Raw genomic sequence first — 18,282 nt, forward strand, 5'->3', positions numbered from 1 at the left:
GTTTTTTTATTTGAATTTAGTACTTAAAAAAGAACACTTAACAACTTAAGCTGTTACATCTCGTTTTGAAAATACAACTAATGATAATCCTAGGAAAATAACAAAATAGACTAATAGTATGATTACTGAGAATGTCATTGTCATCCCTTCAACTGGTGGAGTGCCATTGACGTACTGCATTAAGTTTGTATTGGCAAATAAGATAAACTTTGTCCAGTCAAAGAATCCAGCCAAAATAACTGTTACCGTATTTCCAACTGTTAATAGTAAAATTGAGATACCGATCGCAATTGTATTGTTCCTAAATACTGTTGAAACCATAAACGCCATCGTAGCAAGCATAAATGTTTCAATGAAGCTCATTACGTAAAACTTTGCAGAATAGACAAGTCTACTTTGCTCTTCAACATGGCCATCAACATATGCTAAATATGAAGTATTCCCACTTCCTGTACCAAAAAGTGCTAAACCTAGTAGGTTCGAAACTACAAATAATATAAATAACATTGCAAAACCAAATAGAATACTAGTTAAATATTTTGACATAATTATTTTTTTTCTAGAAAACGGACGGATTAGTAATAGCTTAATCGTCCCCCAATTAAATTCACTCGCCACTATATTGGCAGAAACGATAATCGTAAATAGTCCTACTAAAATAATTAAACTTGATGAAACATCCATAAAAGTCCAAACATTCGTCTTTTCATTTGGTGATATATTATGGTCTATTCTGTACTCATTAATTGCAATTGATCGTTCTAAATATGGTCTTTGAGGGTCATTTTTATCACTTAGACCTTTTAATTGTTTTTTATCTTCTGCTGTTTGTACTTGTAATGTTTGCTTCCAATTTTTATCTGCATTTTGCTCTTTTTTATGTTCATTATATTTAACAAATGAACCCATAGCTCCTACTAGTAAAATAATAAGAGCAACCATCACAATTGTTCCTGGTCTTTTAATAATCTTTATCCATTCATTTTGAATCAATTTTAACATGATTTAAGTTCCTTTCTTTTGGAAATTCTAAAGCATCAACAAACTAATAGACTACTAAAGAGTTGTTAAACATTCGTAATTTCTAAGAAACGATCTTCCAATGTTTTTGCATTTGCTTTAAATCCATATACGCGAATGCGATTTTCGACTAATAACTCAATTACATTCGGTACATCTTCCCTTGTTAATTCAATATGTATTTCGCCATCAACTAATTGAGCATTATGTTTAGATAATACTTTAAGTGCAGTTTCATTATTATTCACTTCAATTGAATACGTTTGAACATCTTCAGTTGTAAGCTCTGTTACTGTTTGTACATCTACAAGCTTACCTTGTTGAATAATACCAATTCGATCACACATCATTTCCATTTCTGCTAATAAGTGACTCGATACAATGATGGCCATCCCTTTTTTCTTCGTAAGAAGCTGCAGGTGATCCCTCATTTCACGGATACCCGCTGGATCAAGACCATTCGTAGGCTCATCAAGAATTAAAACCTTCGGATCATGCAATAAGCATTGAGCTAAACCAAGACGCTGTCTCATACCAAGAGAATACGTTTTAACTTTTTGACGTATAGCTCCAGTTAAACCAACAAGTTCAACAACTTCATCAATCTTCGCTTTTGTTACATTCTTATCCATACGAGCATATTGTAATAAATTATCATAACCACTTAGAAATTTATACAATTCTGGATTCTCTACAATTGCCCCTACATTCTTAATTGCATCTTCAAAGTTGGACTTAATACTGTGACCATTAATGACAACGTCACCTTCAGAAATATTCATCAAACCAACCATCATCCTGATCGTCGTCGTCTTACCAGCTCCATTTGGACCTAAGAATCCAAAAACTTCACCTTCAAAAATATCAAAGCTTAAATCAGAAACAATCTTCTTCCCTTTTATTTCCTTTGATAAGTTCTTAATTTGTACAATTGCCTTTTTCATTTCGTCCTCCTTATTTCCAATATTTTCTAAATTTCTAATTTTATTTTAACAAAACTTATCGGAGAGCAAAACGGTCTAAAGTCTGAGTTTGTTAAAAACTGGGAGATATTGTTACAAAAATATAAAAAATATTACATATTTTGGTTTTTTTGTAACTATTTCCCGTAATTATTTTTTGGAGTTCAAATATTGGGTAGTTTTACATATTTAATTTTTACTATATTAGGAAATTCATATAAGTGCATAAGTACCGAAATTAAAAATAACCTTAATCCTCTAATTTGGGCTAAGGCTATTTTCTAGGAAATTTTAAGTTTGTTTAACTTTTTGAAATAGGAGCTAAAATTTTATACTTTTTGTGGTTGATTACGGTGTGGTCATGATCGTAATAATGTCTGTGGTTACGATCATTTCTCATATCTACAATCACAGAGTTTGAAAGAACTTTTGTTACAATACCTTTTACTAACCGCAGTTTAAACTCTTTTACATTATCCTCTTTTGGCATAAATTCGATTTCGTCACCTGGTCTTACATAATATTTATTCATAGTTATGATTGTTTTATTATTTTTGCACATATGTTTATCACCTTTTTATTTACTTTTATTTAATATTACAAAAATATCTGAATATTCAAAAGTGAATTGGATACTAGATTTCACCGTGACGGTGTACCTATAGATCTATGTAGAAATAGTTTTAGATAACTAGTTCTTATTTTAGTAAAGTGAAGATAAGCTTAGCGCGATTATACCTACTTGAACTAATTGAATTGAATGAAGTTCTGAAAGCATGTATCTCGTCTTAAAAATAAAAAAAGACTGTAAACAAATTCGATTTTCATCGATTTTGTTTACAGTCTTAACCCCTTTAGTTCTACGAGCTATTAGCTTGCTCTATTACTATTTTAATCTAAATAGATGCAAACAAAGTTGAATCATTAACCTTTAGACACAAAACCTAAAGTAGATTCTCTTTTAGCTAATGCAACTTCTAATTGATATGCTTCGGTGTCATCTGTATTTTCAATTAGATGGATTAATTTATTAGTGGCGGCAACGCCTATTCGATAAATTGGTTGGACAATTGTACTTAGTTCTGGTTCTACCATTTCGGCTATTTTAATTCCATCGAATCCAATAATGGCAATGTCAGTCGGAACATGGATCTTTAACATTTTTAATGCCTTTAAAGAGCCGATTGCCATCAAGTCATTGGCAAGAAATATACCATCTACATCCGGATGATCTTCAAGCAACTTTTGGGTTAATTGCTTGCCACTCTCCATCGTAAAATCCCCTTGGTAAACAATTGGTTCTTGTAATGGAAAATAATTTTGCAAAGTATCTCGATATCCACTAAGCCTGTCAATCGAGGGAATGAAAACATCTGGACCACTGATATGAGCAATTTTCTTGCATCCAAGTTCATGCAAATGTTCGACGGCCATTACAGCTCCTTGATAATTATCCACGCCTACTGAATTAGCCGTAAGCGTATCGACAGCGCGGTCTACTCTAACAAATGGTATTTGTAATTTCTGTAAGCTTTTTAGGATTTCTTCATTAAATTCAAACGAAGCTAAAACAAAACCATCGATATACCTACTTTGAAACTCTTTCCAAAACTTAGGGTTTTTTAAATCATCATTATTTGAATTAACTAGTATTAGACTATACCCTTTTAACTTAGCAACTTCTTCAATTGCGACAACCAATTCTGGAAAGAACGGATTGGAAATATCAGGAATAATCAAAGCAATTGTTTTCGATTTTTGTTTCGCAAGTCCTCTAGCAATCTCGTTTGGTTTATAATCAAGCTTTTTCATTACTACTTTAATTTTTTGTTCTGTTTCCGGACTAATATAACTTATGTTATTTATAAATCTGGATACCGTAGCAACAGAAACACCAGCTTCTTTGGCGACATCTCGAATCGTCGCTTTCTTATTCTTCACTAGATTGTACTCCCCTAAAATGTAACAGATTTTCGATTATTTATTCTATTCTTATTCTGATTCAATTAAACGTTTTACTGTATCAGTAATCGTTAAGTCCTTTAAATGAGGGACACAGAATCCTTTTAGTGTATCAACACTATCTATCCAACTTTTCGAAATCGATTCTATTCCGTTCATTGCCCCTGCCAATGCTCCGACCATTGCCGGCATACTATCGGCTTGTTTTGGTAACATAAGCGAGAGCATGATACTCTTTTCGAAATTACCTTCTGTAGCAAGAATTATAGCATAGGCAACGGCTAATGTCTCAGGAGCAATATTTCCATAGTTATAAATCGAGTTGACTAATTGATTATTCCAAAGCGGAATAGCAGCAAATCCATCGTTATTCACTGAATCCAAAATCGAAAATGCTTGTCTTATTTTTCTATTTAACCATGTATTTTCGGGGATTTGTTTTAAACCTTCATCAATAATCTCCCTTGGTGAAGCTCCATTAAGAGCAATTGCAATACTTGCAGCCATTGCCTTTGCAGCAAATACTCCATCTTCTGCGTTCGTAATAGCTGCTATTTTTTCTGCGACTGCTGCCGCTTTTTCAGGATTTCCATTAAACTTAATGCCGATTGGTACTGCTCTAGCAACAGCTCCATCATCGAAATGATGAGGATTGTCATTTCCAGTTGCAGGTGGAATTAAACCTTTTTTAATATTTTCAATTGAAGCACGCTCACTAATTCCGCTCCAAATTTCGCTTTCGTGATCAACGACAAGCTTTTTCCACTGTTTAAAAAATTCTTCTTCACTAAATTGACTACTTTCAAGTAATGTAAGTGCGGAAATCATCGCAAATTCAGTATCATCGGTACCTGAAAAATCTAGAATACTTTCATCCATTGCATGTGTAAATGGTAATGAAAACTTATTAATCTTATGTTCATCAGTCTGTTTACTAAAGTCCCAAAGACGGTTCCTTCTTCTAGTAGGTAAAACCGACGTGCGATGGTACATTGCCGGAAATCCTAATGAATCTCCAACTGCGAGTCCTAAAAATGATCCACAGGCTTTACTATATAAAGTTTGGTTATTCATTAAATTCCTCTCCCAACTATGACATCTGTAAATTTCTCACTTAAATCACGAATGTCAATTCCTTTTGTTTTCTTTACACATACTCCTTTAATAACATTTATTCTACTCTTCCAGTCTTCTGGAATTACACTAGCACCGTTTAATGCCCCAGTTAATGCGCCATTCATAGAAGCAATTGTATCCGAATCGCGACCAATATTCGTTCCGCCTAAAACAGCTTGTTTATAATCTCCCTTGGACGCAGCGAATACACCATACGCTAAAGCCGTCGCTTCAGGTGCAACGTCAGCCCACGGATAATAGAAAATAGATACTTTATTGTAAAGCTCTTCCATTGCTTCTTGTACATTGGAATATTTGATCCCTATATTTACAGCTTCACTTATTTTGCGATAAGACCATGAATCTTTCGGTAATACGTCTAGGCCATTTTGAATGACCTTTTCCCATGAATCTCCAGTCATCGCATAAGCAACACTAGCAGCAATTGCCATACCACAATAGACCCCATCCCTGTCGTGACTAATTCTTGCTTCAATTTCTGCTATTTTTGCAGCTTTTTCTGGGTCCCCAGCAAAATAAACACCAACTGGAGCAATTCGCATGGCTACACCATCACTCCACATTTCATGATTATCCATACCAGAATAAGGAGCAACGAGGCCCTTTCTTAAATTAAAAATCGCATCAACTTCGCTAAAACCTCCACCTTTAAACCCACCGTTTTGGTCTAATAAGTATTTGCTCCATTCATTTGTCATATCGCGATAAGTTAAATTTTCATCATATTTTAGTAAAATTAAGGAAGTTAACATCGAGTACTCTGTATCATCTGTCCCAACAGGATCGTCTGAAATGAAACCATCCACCCAATTATATTTCTCTCTAATTCCTTCTAGCGTCATGCCCTCAGTTGGTGCGCCAAGTGCATCGCCAACAGAAAGGCCAATTAGACAACCATATACTTTTTCGTAGATTTCTTTTCGATTCATTCTATTCACCTCGTTTTATTAATCATAAAATGTGATTGATTGTATTATAAAAGGCAGCTAACGCTACCTTTCATAAACAACATTCTTATAATTCCTTCATAGCAAAATGAGAGATTATCGATTCACCTTGTTCTAACATTGCAAATCCGATCATACCTCGATTAAATCCCTCGTGTTCAAATGAGAGAATTTCTTCATTATTAATAGATAAGCTGATTTCATTCCCTAAACACTTCAGTTCAAACTGATACTCTTCCTCATATTTCCATTCATAAGGAACTGATTGTAATCGTTCAATTCCAAAATCGTTCAAGATGAGTGAAACTTGATTTTTCCCATCAAAGCCAACTTGGTAATGACGTTCTACACCAGATGCTCTAAATAGTAGATTGTGAGAGTCACCTTTCTTTGGGAAAATAGATGCCTGTACGATGACATCCTTGGTATAATAGTTTCCTGTAAATGATGCACAATCTGTTAAACTACTAACCTTCATTTTTCCGTTTTCAAGAGTCCACTCTCCTCTATGATGAGAAAATGGAGTTACGCTAAGAAATTCAATTGCTTGCTTAGAAAAATCAATAGCATAGCAGGACTTACCAAAAATCCTGAATTCATCAACATATAATTTACCAAAAGCTCTTTTTGTTAATTCAGACGGACTTTCAATGATAAAGCCTACCTCATCTATTAAATCACCATCAGTATCTGGAACGACGAATTCAATCGAATTCCATTCATCATCTGTCAGTTTAATAGAATTCAGTTTTACAGTTTCTTTCGAATAAGAATTTCGTATATAAGGTGTTAAATTAAAGTCTTCACCTTGAATTTTATCTGAATAAATTTTGAAAGAGACACTTTGTCCACTATAAATCTGAGGTGCAAAAGTTGGTTTATATTTTTCATCATTAAATTCTTCTCTACGGTAGAAAGGTTTATAGAAAACTTTACTGCTTTCACCTTTTATCATTCTGTCGATAAAGATCTCAAGTGATCCTTTTCTTTGATGCCCTTGTTCGGAGTTGTGTCTTAAAAAGGTTTTAAAAGGGAAGTCGGTTCGGAATCCATGAGTTGAACCTGGTAATGTGAAATCAAAATAAATTTCTTCTTCTAGATAACTATCACTTAATTCAACAGGTGGCTCTTGATTTGCCATCTTGTAGCCTAAGATTGCTAGAGATTTAGAGAACGTAGGGATATCTAAAATATTTAAATAACCAGAAACACTTGAAGTGGCGATAAAATCATTAATAGGTTTTCTATAAACATCAGTTATACCGCTTATTCCGGTGAAAACGCCTAAAATTGTCCCAACGTTGCCAGCATTACAGTCTGTATCCCATCCGCACATTGTTGCAATTTCAATTGTTCTTGCAAAATCACCATTACCATAAAGTAAAGAAAGGACACATACACCTGCATTCGGTATGATATGACAAATTCCTGGGTATTTATCATATCCCCATTCGTCCTCAAGATATTGACGGCATAGGCGGAAGTCGTTTGGCACCTGCTTATGAAAATCAAGAACTGCTCGAACAACTAAAGCATAAGTAGAATCTTCTGGAATCTCTTTTAAGCCAGCTTCAATAATCTCACTAATCGATTTTGCAGAAAATGCTTGTGCAATACATGCAGCAATAAATCTCGCCCCGAATAAACCATTTTTGTCATGTGATACGCTTGCAGCAATTTCAGCATAATCGGCTGCTTTTTTCGGTTGATTTGGAAATAATAATCCCCAGCTATCTACGAATATTTGTCCGCCAATTTGCTCTGCAAGGACAATTCCATTTACTTCAGCAGAACCCGATTTTGGCGCAGAAACACCTTTTTTCAGATTATTGTAGGCAGTGTGTTCTGTACTAATACCCTCGCCACCCCACCAAAACATTCCGATTCCTTCACGAGTATAGTTAAGCCATGCACGACCAACATCTTCTGGAGTTAATTCACGATCTATTGCATCATCATATAATGAACGAAGGAAGAACACCGGCCCATTTGCATCATCATCTGCTGAGAACGTTTGATAATCTTTTAAATATCCCTTTATATCGCCATAAACGTCTTGAATTATTTCTGGAGTCCACTCAGTAGGCTCTACCGGAGCACCAAGTCGGATTCCAGCATTCATTCCTAAAAATCCAGCATATACCTTCTCTAAATAATCATTCGAAATCATTTCATTCACTCCACTTCCAGGTTACACTTTTGTTCACAGCAATCTTTTTCTTTGTTCATTAACACTTAAATCTTGTAAAATAATCTCTTTTGCAACTTCAGCAAATGTATCCGATAATTCGGTTAAGTTCATTTTATTTTTTGATTCTAATAGTAAAATATCTTCCTGTTGAATAATTTCAGATCCATATTTTGCTCCAAGGATCACACCAATCATTACACCAATGGAATCCGTATCGCGCCCCGAATTTACACCATCATAAATTGTTTTGTAAAATTCACCATTGTTTAAAACAATAAATGCCAACGCCATTGGTAGCTCTTCAATTGAAAACAGTCTACTCGGAGTATAATGATTTGAAGGAATGCCCACTTTCTCAATTTTTCGATGGACATCATCTTTCATTGGTGAAAATTTAGCAATTACGTTTTGGAATGTTTCAATGACTTGATTCATTTCTGCATTCTCTGAACGTAGTATTCTTGCCGCTTCAGTCATTTCAATAATCGCTTGTTTTGTACCGTCTTTTGCAAAGTTGATAGCCGTCTCAACAATTTCATCAATGCTCACATTTTCTTCAAAAGCCTTTGCTACACATGCAGCTAAAACACCTGCTGCTTCAAGGCCGTAACTGCTTTGATGGCCCATCGCAAATAAAATGGCTTCATCATAAGCTGCTTTTGGATTACCTGCATTAACGATTCCAACCGGGGCAATGTACATAGCTGCTCCACAATTAATCATGTTTCCAATTCCAGCTTCTCTTGGTTCACAATTCGCTAAAACATGACGCATGAATATATATTTTTCAGGATAAAACAGTCGATCAATAATTAAGGCTTCGCGACCAAATTCAGGAATATATGTCTTCTCAAAAGCAATCTCTTTCACGAATTCATTCCCAACATCGTAAGCATCAAGATGTCTTTTTTCCTTTAAATAAACATTAATTAAGGCTACGGTCATCAAGGTATCGTCTGTTACGATACCTTGTCCGCGCATTTTACCAAGCGTTACTTCATATGGAGCATCTTCTTTATACCAACTTGTATTCAATGACTCTACTCGTCTATATTTCTCTTTTATTTCTTCATAGGTTAACTTTTCAATCGGTGCCCCAAGTGCATCACCTAAGGCAGTTGACAGAATAACACCTCTTACACGATCCTGAAATGAAACCATACTTTAGAACTCCTTACTTTATTTTGTCATTTGCATATTTAGTAAGCTCATCTCCACCAGCTTTTTTCCATTCTTTCACAAACTTGTCGAATTCACTTACTGGACGTTTTCCTGTAATAATATCAGTTGCGTACTCTTTATAAAGATTTTCCATCGCATCCCAATTTGCTACAAATTTCTCTGGCAAAATAAAACTATTATCTTCTGTATAAGATTGTTTAACTAAATCTTGTGATTTTAAAGCAGGCTCGCTTAATAGTGGTGTTTTTAATGGTTGCTCTGTTTTAAATTCTGTTGGTTCCCAATATCTAGCAAACCATTCACTATAATATTTATCAGTTAAAGCAATTTGACCATTTTCAATTTTATATTCTTCATTTTCAAATCCAAGTCGATCTAACATTTGGCCTTTTGGACTTGCTAAGTAATCTAACACTTTGAACACTAAATCTTTATGTTTTGATTGTGAAGAAATCGCATAACCACGTGATTCTTTCGTTACATCTGTCTCTCCAAAACCTTGATAAACACCTTTTGCAGCCGGAAGAACGACTAATTCAGATTGCTTACCATTCACTTGAGTCATTTTACTATTGTAAAGATCGATAACTTTACCATTCGTTCCAGTAATAATTGCTGCTTCACCATCATAGAAAGCTTTTTCTTTTGTATCCCATTGTTTTGTTAAGTATTGAGGATCTAAGATTCCATCTTTATAAAGCTTACTATAGTAAGCTAGTAATTCTTTTTCATTATTTGATACTTTTGAGTAAACATATGTGCCGTCACTATTTTTTAACCATGTTTGATTAATTCCGAATGCCATTTTAAACATAGAATCTAATTCTGAAATATCTCCTGCTGCTGTTAAACCATAAGCAGGTTTTTTAGCCCCTCCTGGATGTGTAGAAACTAATTCTTTTAAAAACTTATAATAATTATCTGTTGTTGGATTTGCCATTAATTCTTGAGAGCTAGCCATTTTGTCAAACCAGTCTTTTCGAATAACAGGTGTCTTTTTATCAAGAGGTTTAATCCATAATAAGTAAGGATAATTTTTTAATCTTTCTTCGTTATATGGTTGAAGTAAATTTTTAATATACTTAGACTTATTAATATATGGAGTTAATTTTTCTAAAAGTTGTTGTTGTGCAATTTGTTGATCTCCACCTTGGAAATAAATTAAATCTGGAATATCTCCACCTGTTAATAATAGATTTAACTTTTCAGCATAATCACCTTGTGGAACTTCAACTAGTTTAAACTTCACATTAATGTTTTCGTCCCTTTTTAAGGCTTTTTCTAAAGCATTGTAATATTTTACTGAAGCAGGATTTGATGGTGAGTCGTCTTTTGCAACCACACGGATAATTGTTTTTCCATCGGCTGTTTTGTCATTCCCATTCGTTGCTTTATCATTCGAACAAGCAGCTGATGTAAATACTAATAATGCACTAAAAATCAACATAAGTAATTTCTTCATTGTTTTTTTACCCCCTGATTTAATGTGTGTTATTTTAAAAAATTAGACTAGCTTTTAGTCTTTTACTCCACCTTCAAGCGCACCTTTAGCGTAATATTTTAAAATTAATGGATACAAAATTAGTAAAGGTATCATTGAAATAATGATTGTCCCTGCTTGTAGGGAAGCAAAATCTAGGTTAGCAATTTGTTTATAAGACCCACCAGTTAAGTTTCCTAGCATTGAAGTATTATCTCTCATCACTACAAATTGTCTTAGAACAACCTGTAATGGCCATTTATGTGGATCCGTAATATAAATGGTCGCTCTGAAATATTCATTCCAGTGATAAACCCCATAAAATAATCCAAGCGTTGCAAGTGCAGGTTTAGATAGTGGCAGCATAATTTTAGTAAAAATTTTGAAATGTCCTGCCCCATCTATTCTTGCTGCCTCTAAAATACTATCCGGAACATCTTCAAAGAATCTCATTAGGATGAATAAATAGAATACATTGATTGCCTTGTAAAGAATTAAAGAAGAGTAAGTATTGAGTAATCCTAGATTTTTAACAAGCAAAAATTCCGGGATTAATCCTGGTTCGAAAACCATTAGAACTATAAGGAATACCATGATAACTTTTTTTCCTACAAAGTTCGTTCTAGCTAAAACATAGGCTGCCATTGCAGTTAAAAATAGGTTTAATGCAGTACCAACAATTGTGATTAAAAATGTGTTGAAAATACTACGTATAATTAAAGGATTTGAAAGCAATATTTTATAATTAATCAAAGAAAAACCTTCTGGCAAAATACTTAAACCTTTTAGTTTATGTACTTTTAAAGGATCGGAAAGGGACATTGCCAGTAAGTTTAAAATTGGAATTAATATTGATAAAGATAGTAAAAATAACACTAAATAGATAACCGCTCTTGTCAAATTAATCTTCTTCAAGTCTTCACCTCCCTTTTACCAAACACCTTTACCTGAAATCCTTTTTGAGATAAAGTGCGTTCCAAGAATTAAAACTACGCCAATTACACCCTTAAATAAACTAGCCGCTGTTGCATAGGAGTATTGGGCATTTAAAATACCAATTCGATACACATACGTATCTAAAATATCTACAACACTAATAACAGAGTCATTCATTAAGTTAAACACTTGATCGAATCCAGCGTTTAAAAAGAAGCCTAAATTTAAGATAAAAACAGTTACGATTGTACTTGTTAGTTCGGGTAATGTAATATACCTCATTTGTTGTAAACTTGATGCACCGTCTATCCGTGCTGCCTCATATAGAGATGGGCTGATTTTCATAATTGCTGCTAAATAAAGAATCGAGTCCCATCCAGATGAACGCCACATTTCTGAAAAGACTAAAACCCAACGGATATGGCTCTTACTAGTCATAAAATCGATAGATGGTAGATGAAAAAAGTTACGAATTACATTGACACCACCATCTTGTGGATTTAATAGACTAATCCAAATTCCTGCGATGACAACCCATGATAGAAAGTGAGGCAAATAGACAACTGATTGAACGTACTTTCTAAATGGTCCTGTTCGAACTTCATTGATTAACAGTGATAAAATAATCGGAATCGGAAAAATAAAGATGATTTTCATCGTGCTGATAATAACCGTATTTTTCAAAACATCTAAGAAAGCCGGTGAGCTAAACAAAACTTTGAAATGCTTCATCCCTACCCACACATTGTCTCCAATAATCCGATAGTCCTGAAAAGCAAGCTTCATTCCTAGCAAAGGAATTACATTAAAAATAAAGAAATAAACTATTGCCGGAAGAAGCATTAAATAAATGACCCAATCTTTTTTAATTTTCGATAACGTGGTCTTTACCTTCATGTTTCAACCCCTCTTTCCATAAAAGGTCTACTTCACTTCGATATGGCATACCGGTTTGAGCACCTTTTTTCGTAACAGATAATCCTGCTACGACGCTTCCGAATCGGATACTATCATAAAGATTTTTCCCTTCAGAGACCGCTACAGCAAACCCTCCAGAAAATGAATCTCCTGCACCTGTTGTATCGACTGGCTCTACTTTTATAACGGGTACACGAACAATTTCTTGTCCATCATAATAAACAACACCGTTCGTTCCACATGTAATAATTAATTGATTTGGATAGTTCTTAAGTATCTCTTCCATTGGAAGTTTGCTATCAAAAACGATTTCATACTCATGTTCATTTGGTGTTAAATAAGTGATCTTTTTTAATACATGTTCTTCGAGTCTTTGAGCAGGAGCAGGATTTACAATTATTATTTTTCCTTTTTCATGTAGAATAGGAATCAAATACTCCATCAACTCAATCGGTGTTTCCATTTGGAATAAAACGACATCATACGTAAGCAATTCATCTAGCACTCTAGTAATATAGTTAATATCTGTAAAATCATTTGCCCCAGGTACAACTAGAATTCGATTCTCGCTATTACATATTTCTATAAATGCAACACCAGTATGGCTTCCTTCTACAAGATTTAAATTCGTTATATCTACTGTTTCATTTTTCATATTTTCGATAAAGATTTCGCTAATCTCATCTTTACCAACGGAGCCAAATAAAGCTACTTCAGCACCTAACCGAGATGCGGCCACAGCTTGGTTAGACCCCTTACCTCCAACAGATAAAAAGAATTGATTTCCTAATAGCGTTTCACCTATTTCCGGTAATTTTTCTGCTTCAACAAAATAGTCGATATTAATACTACCTACAACTGCAATCTTCCTCACTAGTTATCTCCGCCTCATCAAAAGTAATCTTCATTAGCGGTGCATGTTGTTGCGCACCATATACATCTCTGTCTCCTACACTTCCTGAAGAGACATCTCTTTCAATCGTAATTTTGATTCCCAAAGCTTGGTCAAAGAAAACAAGATGGTGAACCTGTTCTTCGTGTAAATTATATAAATGACAAATTGTTTGTTTCGTAATCTTGCCTGAATTTTTTACTAGTTGATAAACTCGTTCTGAATCAAATAAAATGTCCAATGTGACTTCAAATGGACCTGAATTTTTACTTCTAAGCACTTTCGCTAAATCAAATAATGTAACCATTACTTTGCCCTCCTACATGTACTCAACTCGAAACGGATTATGATTAATTTCCATTAAATGATAAATAGAGAACTCGTATACCGCTCCAAATTCGACATCACTTGGTGCAAATGGAAATGCTAGATTCCCTGCAGTAGACTTACGCTTTTCATAACCAAAGTGTAGAAAAGTTGATCTGACTGTCGCACATATACTATTTGCAAGTTCTTGAGTCTTGGCAATAACCTCAAATAAAACACCAATTTCATGGCCCTTAAATGACTCTATTTCTTTTGAGCCAAGAACTGCATCCATCCCATAATTTAAAAAGTTAATTTTGTAATCATTTCGGTCAATCTCTGTATAATATTCAAAAACTTGTTCTTTAACTCGATCTTCAATCTCATGAATATTTTCGATTAAAATTGGATCCCTAATCCCTGCCATTACAAATGTTCGATACGCAGCTTTTTTTGCACCTTCAAGCTTAATAAATGTAGTATCTTCAGGAATAAATTGGCTTTTCGAAACTTCTACAACACCATTTCCAGCGTCATGAAACTCACAATCACTTAAATCTAATCTAAATCCTGGTCCGTGTAATAAGTATGGATGTTCTTTCTCATAAAAAGTATGGGCTGCCACACTAATCGGCGTGCACTTTCGTAATGGATTTAATGATTCGACTGTGAAAGAATCTTCCTTTAAAACTCCTAAAATACTATCCTTTGTAGTTCCAGGTTCGGCACACAGTGCACCACATTCTAAAATTTTACCTAAATGATAAGCTAGTCCTGGATTTTTTTGATGATAGATCCCAATTGCCGCAAATGGCGATGGATCATAAGCCCGGCCGCATATGATAATATCACTATCATTCTCTAAAGCTTCTAAAATGGGTTCATGACCCATTTGGGCAACAATTTGAATTGTTTCTTTAATCGTCTCTTCCTCTAGTTCAGGAATATTCTGACTTAAAGGTTTAATTTTATGAGCACGATTTGCTTCAATAATTTCCTCTTGTGTAAAATCAGCCCAAATTACTGCGATCTTAGCACTTAATTCTTTTTCTTTTAATATCTTCTTTATAATTGAAATCGTTGATTCTACATGTGGTCGCGCTCCCGCTCCACCCGCAGATCCAATAATAATTGGAATTTTTCTTGGAACACCGTTTGTTATGATTAATTCTAAATCTTTCATTAATGCCCGTTCACTTACGATTGAAACACCTGCTCCTAATTTATGAGGACCGGCATCCGTAGATCCAGCATCAACGACAATTCCATGTATTTTATCTCTTAGTCCATTTAAAAATGAAGCGGCTGGAAATCCATACCCAAGCATCCCACACGGGGACAAGATTTTAATTTCATCTGACATCATTTCAACCTTCTAACATAGTCGATTTTTATTTATATGTAACCGGTTACATAATCTTTAAAAAATAAAAGCTACATTAAAATAGCATTTTATCTTCATTGATATGTAACCGGTTACATACATTAATCATAATAATGAATTACTCATACGTCAATAACTAATTTTAAAATCTTTAGAATTAACTGATTATAATATCCTTGTACGTATTTCTAAACTGCTTATTTATTTAACTTCTTTATATAATCATGACTCTGTTAAAGTAAATTAAATTTTTATCTAATAGGCTCTTTTCGAAAATATAGTTGCTCAGTTGAAACAAAACCCACCATCTATTGGTGGGTTCGATCATCCTATTTAACCAACGTTTACAGTTAGCTTTATCTTTTCTGCAGTCATACTAATTAAATAATAAAATAAAATTAATTTACTGCACGGTTCAATTCTTCACGAAGTCCGTTGCTAGCTAATTTATCCATATTTAGAAGCAGCGTTTTAACTTGTACAAAATCATTAGCACTTTCTAGTTCAAAGATTGCAACTAGATTGTTGTTATTATCTTTAGAAACCTTCATTTTGTAATTACGTTTACGGAATAGTCGTTCTACCTTTGTTCCACGAGCTACAGAAATTCTGTAGGTGTCATTATTATAGACTGTACCCGCATCAAATCCATTGTATGAAAAATTTGTATAATCCTCATTAGGTATAGATACATCGATGTCTAATTCTTTGTTAAGAATAAAATCTTTCAGTAGGTCTAGTTTTGTCAATTTTAATTCCTCCTTAGCCACTGGTGGCTTCTCTTGTAGTCGGAAAGTCAACCTCTGAAATATTAAAGGTCAGAGCTCATATAAATAGCTCTTCTTCCTATTCAAATTACCATTTACCTCAAAATGAACTTGAATAAGATTTATTTTATCATAATAGTCCAAAAACATATAATAGTGCCTATTTTTTTATACTGTCAATTCCCACATTATGATTCTTTAATTTTTCCCACCATTAGATAAATCATCTTGAACGGTTGTGAATTCATTTTCATAAAGTATCCAACTATCTAGTCTATTTTGACGTTTGGCTATCTCGTATTAATGGATTTTAAAAAAACTTGTAAATGTTAATAACATTTTAATTTTCTAATGTAAAAATTCTACTAATTAAATATTTTAGAATAAAAATTTGTATTTATACTATCAAAAAAATTAAAGTCGTTACCTTAAAGGCAACGACTTTTACTATAAATTCAAAATCTATGTATTAATTTATATTAGATTTCTTTCAACTCTTTCAATTATAGATCATATTTTGTTGACTTTGTTTTAGAAGAAATTGAATGAGTAGAAATTATACCTTCTTTATTAACCTTAATCCCATGTAAAACCCCACCATATGCAGCTGCCCCATCAATACAGATCTTCGTTTTACATGGTGAATACCAAATATCGAATTTTCCTTCAGTCTTGTGAAGAATTGATGTTGGAGTATGGCCGAAAATAAATGTTTTATTTGTTTCGTTTTTTCCGTAATGGAACTCATCACGAATCCAGTAAAATTCCTTGTTAGTCGTTTCTTTCCAATCTTCCAGATTCAGATCGACTCCGGCATGAACGAATACATAATTTTCCCATTCGAAATACAATGGTCTAGATTTGATAAATTTTAGTTCAGATTCAAATTGCTCTTTCATTAGTTGTGCTACTTCATTAGGGCCTCTTTTATTTGTAATTTCAAATTTAAAAAAAGAATTTATTGTTTCTAAACCACCTTGCCCGTAATAATACGCTTGTTTAAACTCAGGTTGCTCAAGCCAGTCCAATAACATTTGCTCATGATTTCCTAGTATAACAACCGCTCCGTATTCTTTTTCTAATTGCTGCGCTCTTATCAAAACTTCGTATGGATTCTCACCTCGATCAACTAAATCTCCTAGTAGTATTAGCCTTTCACTATCTGGATTCCATTGTTTAAGTAATTTTTCTAATTCATTTATACTACCGTGTATATCTCCAATTGCAAAAACCGTATCCTTATCCATACATCCAACCCTTTCTGTAAACCTATTATTCCCACTAAATTGTTTAAATAATATAAATAGTTTAACAAATATAAATATCTATAGTAAGCTATCCGCCTTATTGCTTTTTTACGAAATTAAAATTTTATTTAATTGTCCCATTATAGCTAGGATAGTTTTTTTACCACAGGGAATAATGAAAAGGTAAAATTTTGGTAAAGGGGATTTTTGAAATGAGTAATGAGAATAAAGATTTAAATAATAGTGACTTTTTTATTGCAGATTTAACTAGTGATGCGAAGAGTAAGATTGAGAACTTGGAAGAGGAATTAGATATTACTTTGGTTGCTTATGATTGTAAGAAGTGAGATTTAGGTTAATATCGTGAAACGACTGCTATTAGTTAGTCAGTCGTTTTATTTTAATTGTAGAAATTAAATTATTTATTTTTTACAAAATTGAAGCCTGTTCCATTTTCTTGCGGAACAAATCCTTGCTGTGCCAAACTATTTTCAACCATATTTTGTTCTTCAACAGTAACATTTGTAACTATATCTCCAGTTGTAATCCCTTCTAAATAAATTTGTTGTTCTTTAGAGATTAGTCCGTAACTTTTGGTTAGATTTAAGTAAGTAGTTGTTGAAGAACTTCCTTTTATTACTGGATACCGGACTGAGAAAGAATATTAACGTAAATACAATCACTATAAAAGTTAAAAGAAGAAATAACATTACTCTAAATAAATTTCCTATTCCAACTCACCTCGTTCTTAAAAATACAATTCAAATAACTTTTAAACCTCGACGTATACTATGTTAATCCAAAGAGAAGTAACTAGAATTAAATTCAAACTTAGACCAATATTTATTTTTTCACTCCATCTTTTATTTGTTGAAATGATCGAAACCATAAAACTAAGCAAGCTTAATAAAATACTAATACAATTTAAACTTAAAAATATATTGAAGTTGT

17 protein-coding genes are annotated in these 18,282 nt (G+C 33.5%); 1 reads left to right on the plus strand and 16 read right to left on the minus strand.

Annotated features, from left to right (window positions below):
- Window positions 1-45: 45 nt before the first annotated feature.
- The 16 genes from CN514_RS13390 to CN514_RS13465 all read right to left on the minus strand — a co-directional run bounded on the left by CN514_RS13390 (window position 46) and on the right by CN514_RS13465 (window position 17,331).
- A complete protein-coding gene (locus CN514_RS13390; protein WP_098233020.1) occupies window positions 46-1,002 on the minus strand; it encodes an ABC transporter permease in 957 nt (318 codons plus the stop codon).
- A 65-nt stretch (window positions 1,003-1,067) separates the two neighbouring features.
- A complete protein-coding gene (locus tag CN514_RS13395) occupies window positions 1,068-1,964 on the minus strand; it encodes an ABC transporter ATP-binding protein (RefSeq protein ID WP_098233021.1) in 897 nt (298 codons plus the stop codon).
- A gap of 319 nt (window positions 1,965-2,283) precedes the next feature.
- Window positions 2,284-2,544 (minus strand): DUF2187 family protein, encoded by a 261-nt coding sequence (locus tag CN514_RS13400; RefSeq protein WP_098233022.1) that lies wholly within the window; start codon window positions 2,542-2,544, stop codon window positions 2,284-2,286.
- A gap of 362 nt (window positions 2,545-2,906) precedes the next feature.
- The gene (locus CN514_RS13405; protein ID WP_098233023.1) at window positions 2,907-3,923 is read right to left on the minus strand and encodes a LacI family DNA-binding transcriptional regulator; all 1,017 of its coding nucleotides are present in this window, start codon (window positions 3,921-3,923) and stop codon (window positions 2,907-2,909) included.
- A 51-nt stretch (window positions 3,924-3,974) separates the two neighbouring features.
- Window positions 3,975-5,018 (minus strand): ADP-ribosylglycohydrolase family protein, encoded by a 1,044-nt coding sequence (locus CN514_RS13410; RefSeq protein ID WP_098233024.1) that lies wholly within the window; start codon window positions 5,016-5,018, stop codon window positions 3,975-3,977.
- Complete coding sequence (locus CN514_RS13415; protein WP_098233025.1) at window positions 5,018-6,010, minus strand: ADP-ribosylglycohydrolase family protein; 993 nt, start codon at window positions 6,008-6,010, stop codon at window positions 5,018-5,020. Before CN514_RS13415 ends, CN514_RS13410 begins: the two co-directional genes overlap by 1 nt.
- Window positions 6,011-6,095: 85 nt before the next feature.
- Window positions 6,096-8,198: an ADP-ribosylglycohydrolase family protein gene (locus CN514_RS13420; protein WP_098233026.1), complete on the minus strand. Its 2,103-nt coding sequence runs from the start codon at window positions 8,196-8,198 to the stop codon at window positions 6,096-6,098.
- A gap of 33 nt (window positions 8,199-8,231) precedes the next feature.
- Entirely contained in the window at window positions 8,232-9,380 is a 1,149-nt protein-coding gene (locus tag CN514_RS13425) for an ADP-ribosylglycohydrolase family protein (RefSeq protein ID WP_098233027.1), read from the minus strand.
- A gap of 13 nt (window positions 9,381-9,393) precedes the next feature.
- Window positions 9,394-10,863, minus strand: coding sequence for an extracellular solute-binding protein (locus tag CN514_RS13430; protein WP_098233028.1), 1,470 nt, complete (start codon window positions 10,861-10,863; stop codon window positions 9,394-9,396).
- A gap of 54 nt (window positions 10,864-10,917) precedes the next feature.
- A complete protein-coding gene (locus CN514_RS13435) occupies window positions 10,918-11,796 on the minus strand; it encodes a carbohydrate ABC transporter permease (protein WP_098233029.1) in 879 nt (292 codons plus the stop codon).
- A 15-nt stretch (window positions 11,797-11,811) separates the two neighbouring features.
- Window positions 11,812-12,714, minus strand: coding sequence for an ABC transporter permease (locus tag CN514_RS13440; RefSeq protein ID WP_098233030.1), 903 nt, complete (start codon window positions 12,712-12,714; stop codon window positions 11,812-11,814).
- Window positions 12,683-13,609, minus strand: coding sequence for a ribokinase (locus CN514_RS13445; protein WP_098233031.1), 927 nt, complete (start codon window positions 13,607-13,609; stop codon window positions 12,683-12,685). Before CN514_RS13445 ends, CN514_RS13440 begins: the two co-directional genes overlap by 32 nt.
- Window positions 13,584-13,934, minus strand: coding sequence for a DUF4387 domain-containing protein (locus tag CN514_RS13450; protein ID WP_098233032.1), 351 nt, complete (start codon window positions 13,932-13,934; stop codon window positions 13,584-13,586). Before CN514_RS13450 ends, CN514_RS13445 begins: the two co-directional genes overlap by 26 nt.
- A 12-nt stretch (window positions 13,935-13,946) precedes the next feature.
- On the minus strand, window positions 13,947-15,296 hold the full coding sequence (locus CN514_RS13455) for an acyclic terpene utilization AtuA family protein (protein ID WP_098233033.1): 1,350 nt from the start codon (window positions 15,294-15,296) through the stop codon (window positions 13,947-13,949).
- 419 nt (window positions 15,297-15,715) lie between these two features.
- The gene (locus CN514_RS13460) at window positions 15,716-16,066 is read right to left on the minus strand and encodes a hypothetical protein (RefSeq protein ID WP_098233034.1); all 351 of its coding nucleotides are present in this window, start codon (window positions 16,064-16,066) and stop codon (window positions 15,716-15,718) included.
- Window positions 16,067-16,587: 521 nt separating this feature from the next.
- Window positions 16,588-17,331 carry a metallophosphoesterase family protein gene (locus CN514_RS13465; RefSeq protein WP_098233035.1) on the minus strand — a complete coding sequence of 248 codons (744 nt, stop codon included), beginning with the start codon at window positions 17,329-17,331 and terminating at the stop codon, window positions 16,588-16,590.
- A 212-nt stretch (window positions 17,332-17,543) separates the two neighbouring features.
- On the opposite strand from CN514_RS13465, the gene CN514_RS26525 reads away from it, so the two are divergent.
- Window positions 17,544-17,678, plus strand: a complete 135-nt coding sequence (locus CN514_RS26525) for a hypothetical protein (RefSeq protein WP_268875887.1) — start codon at window positions 17,544-17,546, stop codon at window positions 17,676-17,678.
- Window positions 17,679-18,282: the final 604 nt, after the last annotated feature.

The organism is Bacillus sp. AFS001701 (genome assembly GCF_002559405.1).
Classification (GTDB): domain Bacteria; phylum Bacillota; class Bacilli; order Bacillales; family Bacillaceae_G; genus Gottfriedia.